At 73.7% G+C, this 5,649-nt stretch carries 3 protein-coding genes; all 3 read left to right on the top strand.

What is annotated here, in order from left to right; translation table 11 throughout:
• The first annotated feature begins 369 nt into the window (after window positions 1-369).
• From ssb to QSK00_RS30240, 3 genes are read left to right on the top strand one after another with little or no spacing between them, the layout of a single operon-like run.
• The gene (gene ssb / locus QSK00_RS30250) at window positions 370-891 is read left to right on the top strand and encodes a single-stranded DNA-binding protein (RefSeq protein ID WP_285597253.1); all 522 of its coding nucleotides are present in this window, start codon (window positions 370-372) and stop codon (window positions 889-891) included.
• Window positions 892-942: 51 nt separating this feature from the next.
• Window positions 943-2,619 (top strand): energy-dependent translational throttle protein EttA, encoded by a 1,677-nt coding sequence (gene ettA, locus QSK00_RS30245; protein ID WP_285597251.1) that lies wholly within the window; start codon window positions 943-945, stop codon window positions 2,617-2,619.
• A 52-nt stretch (window positions 2,620-2,671) separates the two neighbouring features.
• Window positions 2,672-5,473, top strand: a complete 2,802-nt coding sequence (locus QSK00_RS30240) for a hypothetical protein (RefSeq protein WP_285597249.1) — start codon at window positions 2,672-2,674, stop codon at window positions 5,471-5,473.
• Window positions 5,474-5,649: the final 176 nt, after the last annotated feature.

The following is a 5,649-nucleotide window of genomic DNA, read 5'->3' as shown; positions in this document are numbered from 1 at the left end:
GCGACCGACACAACGACGCCCTCCGCGCCCTCAAACGACGCCTCGCCCGCGTCGTGTTCAACCTGCTCCTACAGACCGAACACACCCCAACCCCCGCTGCCGCTTGACATAGGAGCAGCTCGCGGCGAGGCCCGGATGTCGCGCCTTTCGGGGCCACGCGGGGCGCGGCGGTCACCAGGCTCGCTGTCGGAGCCGCCGCGTTCCGGGCCGACGCTGCTCCGGTCGGACCAGAGCTCTGTCCCCACCGGAACATCGACCCCCGCTTGTCCACAGGTCCCACGTCGACATTCGCCGGTGCCGCCCCACCACGGGCACGCTCGCTCCTGCACGAGCCGGCCGTCCGCCGGCGGGAGCGAGGGGACGAGAACAGTGAACGAGACCTTGGTGACGGTGTCCGGCAACGTGGCCACCGACGTGACGTGGCGGCGCACCGCGAACGGCTGCGTCGCGAACTTCCGACTGATGAGCAACGAGCGCCGGTTCGACGGGCAGACCGGCACCTGGCAGGACGGCAACCGCGTCGCCGTCCGCGTGAACTGCTGGCGGTCGCTCGCCGAGAACGTGCGCGTGTCCGTCACGAAGGGCGACCCGGTCGTCGTCCACGGCAAGCTCTTCACCCGGGACTACGAGGTGGACGGCGTCCGCCGGACGTCCACCGAGATCGATGCACGGAGCGTCGGGCTGGACCTGCGCAAGGTCTGCACAAAGGTGGTGGTGCTCCAGGAGGCAGGTCCCGACGACGGCCGCGGGCCGATCGACGTCTCGGGCCTCGCGGTGGTCCCGGACGACCTGGTGGCGTCGCCGTACGACGGCCCCGTCGACCCGCCCACGGGTGCCCTGCTCGAGGACGACGACGACCGGTTCCCCGGGCGTGAGGCCCTCGCGAGCTGACCGACCACCGGGCCCGGGGAGCGGCGTGCACGGCCAACTACCATCGAGGGCGTGGCTGAGTTCATCTACACCATGAAGAAGGTTCGGAAGGCCCACGGCGACAAGGTGGTTCTCGACGACGTCACGCTCAGCTTCCTGCCGGGCGCGAAGATCGGCGTCGTCGGGCCGAACGGCGCGGGCAAGTCGAGCGTTCTCAAGATCATGGCGGGACTCGACCAGCCCAACAACGGTGACGCGTTCGCCGCCCCCGAGGCCACGGTCGGGATCCTGCAGCAGGAGCCTCCGCTCAACGAGGAGAAGACGGTCCTCGGCAACGTGCAGGAGGGCGCCGGGGACGTGGCGGTGAAGCTCGCGCGCTACAACGAGATCGCCGAGCTCATGGCCACCGACTACTCCGACGAGCTCATGGAGGAGATGGGTGCGCTCCAGGAGGACCTCGACAACGCCGACGCCTGGGACCTCGAGTCGCAGCTGCGGCAGGCCATGGACGCTCTGCGGTGCCCGCCCGGCGACTCGCCGGTCACCCATCTCTCCGGGGGCGAGCGGCGCCGGGTCGCGCTTTGCAAGCTCCTGCTGAGCAAGCCCGACCTGCTCCTGCTCGACGAGCCCACCAACCATCTCGACGCCGAGAGCGTGCAGTGGCTGGAGGGTCACCTGGCCTCCTACGCCGGCGCCGTCCTCGCAGTGACGCACGACCGGTACTTCCTCGACAACGTCGCCGAGTGGATCCTCGAGCTCGACCGTGGCCGGGCCTACCCGTACGAGGGCAACTACTCGACGTACCTGGAGAAGAAGGCGGAGCGCGTCGCCGTCCAGGGCCGTAAGGACGCCAAACTCCGCAAGCGGCTCGCCGACGAGCTCGCCTGGGTGCGATCCGGAGCGAAGGCGCGCCAGGCGAAGAGCCGGAGCCGTCTCGCCCGGTACGAGGAGATGGCCGCGGAGGCCGAGAAGACCCGCAAGCTGGACTTCGAGGAGATCCAGATCCCGCCGGGCCCGCGCCTGGGCACCGTGGTGGTCGAGGTGTCCCACCTCGACAAGGGCTTCGACGGCCGCGTGCTGATCAAGGACCTGTCGTTCTCGCTGCCCCCGAACGGCATCATCGGGGTCATCGGCCCGAACGGCGTCGGGAAGACGACGTTGTTCAAGACCATCGTCGGACTCGAGCAGCCCGACAGCGGCACCGTGAAGGTCGGCGAGACGGTCAAGCTGTCCTACGTCGACCAGAACCGGCAGGGCCTGTCCGGCACCGAGAACGTGTGGCAGGTCGTCTCCGACGGACTCGACTACATCCAGGTCGGGAACGTCGAGATGCCGTCCCGTGCCTACGTGTCGGCGTTCGGCTTCAAGGGGCCCGACCAGCAGAAGCCGGTCAACGTGCTCTCCGGTGGCGAGCGCAACCGGCTGAACCTGGCGCTGACCCTGAAGCAGGGCGGCAACCTGCTCCTCCTCGACGAGCCGACGAACGACCTCGACGTCGAGACGCTGTCCTCGCTCGAGAACGCCCTCGAGAACTTCCCGGGGTGCGCGGTGGTCGTGTCCCACGACCGCTGGTTCCTCGACCGCGTGTGCACCCACATCCTCGCGTGGGAGGGCACCGACGACGACCCGGCCTCGTGGTTCTGGTTCGAGGGCAACTTCGCGGACTACGAGCAGAACAAGATCGCGCGCCTCGGCCAGGACGCCGCCCGCCCGCACCGGGTCACGCACCGCAAGCTCACCCGGGACTGAGGTCCGGGGGGACGCGGGAGGGCCCCGCGTCCGGGTCGAGAAGGGAGCGGTCGTGGCTGCACGTCGCGAGCACGGCGCGCCGTCCGCGCTGACCGTCCTCGAGGTCGCCGAAGGACTTCGGTGGACCGACCCCGCCCTCGGGGCGTCGCTGGCCGAACACGTCCGGCGCCTCGCGGGCGACGACCCGACCATCCGTGCCGCGGCCGACCGATCGCTCATCCGGTCGCTGGCGGAGTCCGACCGGCACGAGGACGTCGTGGACCGCGGGGTCCCGTTGCTGAGCGAGGCACGGGCCCGGGGCGACCGCGACGACGGGGCCGAGGTCCTCGTCGAGCTGGCGGGCGCGGCGACCGGGCTGGGGGATGCCCCGCTCGCCCGCCGCCTCCTCGACCGGCTCGGGCCGGTCGCGGACCTCCCCGCTCGCGTCGCCGCGGCCGCGTCCGCTGCGCGCGCGGAGGCGTGCGCCGTGGACGGGGACGTCGCCGGCACCGACGCGGCGGGCGACGACGCGAACCCGGTGTTGTTCCGGGTCCCCCAGTCCGACGCCGCGGTGGTGCGGGCGCGCGTGGCGCTCGCGTACGGGATCGCACGACGGCGGGCCGGTGACGTCCCCGGGGCTCTGGCCGCGTTCGACCACGTGGTCTCGGCCGACCCCTCGGGAGACGTCGACGGTGGTCGGCGTTCGCTGCAGGCGGCCGCCGAGCGGACCGAGGTGCTCATCGAGGCGGGTCGCCGCGACGAGGCGCGGGACCGGGCCGTCGAGGTTCTCCCGGACGGGTCTCCCGGGGCGCACGTCGTCGGCGCTGTCGCACGGATCCGGCTGGCGCTGTCGGAGGCCGAGGCCGAGGGCGGGGCGCGGTCGGCCACGACGGTCGCCGAGGACCTCGAGGCCGGCGGACGTCTCAGGGAGGCAGCCCGGGCGTGGGAGCTCGTCGCGGGTCTGGCCGAGGCGGAGGGAGACCTGGGTCGAGCGCTGTCCGCCCTGCGGCGCGCACACGGTCTGGGCTCGCGGGCCCGCGACACCGGCGACCGCGCCCTCCGGGCGCTGGCTGCGGTGGCCGACGGCGCGGATCCCCTCGCCGGCGCTTCGCCCGTCGCCGACGACACCGCTGCCGGCATCGACGGAACCGGCCCCACCCGCCGTCGGGAACGGCGGCACGCCTCGGCCGCCGACGACCCGGCGACACGGCGCGATCAGCCCGGCCTCAACGGGGACGGACCCACGGCTGACCCGGACCACGGAGCGGGGGAGGAGATCCCCCGGTCCCCGGACCCCACCGCGGTGGCTGCGGAGGTGCCGTCGTCGGAGAGCAGTGACGTCCCGGCCGCACCGCAGCCGACCGACCGTGACGTACCCGGACCCGGGTCCTCGACCCGGGACGAGCTCGCCGAGCTCCTGGCCTCGCTCACGCGGTCCGTCGACTCGTCGCGCGCAGCGGTGTCGGCGGTGGGCCTGGAGCCCGAGCGCCGCGACGACGGGGGACCGGCGGGGGCCGAGGGCAACGGTGAGCCGGTCCGCCGGTCCCGCCACTCGGCCTTCCCCCCGCCGACGGCCTCCTCGGTCGGGGAGGCGGCGGCCTCCCGGCCGACGTTCGACGCGTTCTCGACCGCGCCGCCGCGGCGCGGCGGAGAACCGTCGGAGGACCAGGCCGTGCTGCCCGGTGCCGCGCCGCTTCCGGACGATCGCTTCGCCCCCGCCGAGGACGGGATCGGGACTTCGTCGCCCGTGGAGCGGGCCGCGCCCGTCGATGCGGCGCCGCCGTCGGTGAGCTCTCTGATCGACCCGCTCGCGGACCCGCTCCCGGTCACGGAGACCGGGCTTCCCGTGGCCGACGAGCAGAGCCCGCTGACGGCGACCCCGTCCGACGGCGGGTCGACGGCCGCCGGTCGGTCCGGGTCGCTGCCCTCCGCGGTGGGAGACAGCGCAGCTCCGAGCGGCCAGGATCCGGTCCGGACGACGACGGCGAACGCCTCGGACGGGGTCGGAGCTCCCGGCTTCGAGCACGCGGACGCGGCCCGTGCCGGGACCGGGTGGGCCGACCCGGAAGTCCGCGCGTCCGGCGGGGCGGTGTCCGTCGAGCCGGCCCTGCCCGCCCCGGACGATCCTGTCGACCGCATCGACGGGACCGCCGTCTCCAGGACGTCGTCGCCCGCGTCGGCCGCGGCATCGTCCTGGGGTGCGCCGGCCGACATCCCCGTCGACGGTATCGGTGCGACCGGTCTCCGGGACGCCGTGGAGCAGGACCGCATCGAGCGACGTCCGTCGGATCGGGCGGGTGCGGAGCAGCCGGAACGCCGCCCGTCGCCCGAGCAGCGAGCTGCGGCCTCGTCGACCAGCGGCCGGGAGCGCGCTCGCGGGGGGACCTACGACGGGGCCTACGACCGGGGACGCGCGGAAGGCGACCGATCCTCGACCGCGCAGGGTGCGGGCGGGCGCTCGGGGGACGAGTACGAGGACGAACTCGCGCTCACCCTCGCCACGGTGCTGGGTGAGTACCACCTGCCCGACGTGCCGACGCCGCCCCGACGCGATCGTGCCCGGCCGGAACCGCCCGCCGGGAACGCCCCGGCGACGGACGTGGCCGTGCCGTCGGCCCGTCGACACACCTCGGGCTCCATGCCGGTTCCCGGCGAGCAGCGCTGGGCGCCGCGTCCCGAGTCGTCGCCGCCGCGCCCCGAGCGGGACGCGGACGATGCGCGCCGGGTCGGCCAGAACGGGGGGCGTGGACGCCCGCCGGAGTCGGGGGCGCGGCTTGCCGACCTCCTCGCCGAGGCCATGGACGCCTTCCGCCACGTGAGCCCCGAGGTCCAGGACGGGGCGCGCGGGCCCGGAGTGGGCTCCCGACGCGCCTGAGCAGGGCAGAAGCACGAACGGGACCCCCCTGAAACGTCCCGTTCGAGGGCGTGTAATGTTCTCCATGTCGCCAGGACGAGGGGGTTGCCCCGGGGCCTGGAGGCGGGATAGGTTCGAGAGGTTGCCCTTCAGCCGGTCTGGTAGGGTAAGGACTCGGAGCCATCGGGCTTGGCGAT

It is taken from the genome of Actinomycetospora sp. NBRC 106378 (genome assembly GCF_030269685.1).
GTDB lineage: Bacteria > Actinomycetota > Actinomycetes > Mycobacteriales > Pseudonocardiaceae > Actinomycetospora.
Note: the sequence above shows the minus strand (reverse complement) of the source record. Positions and strands in the feature narration are given on the sequence as shown.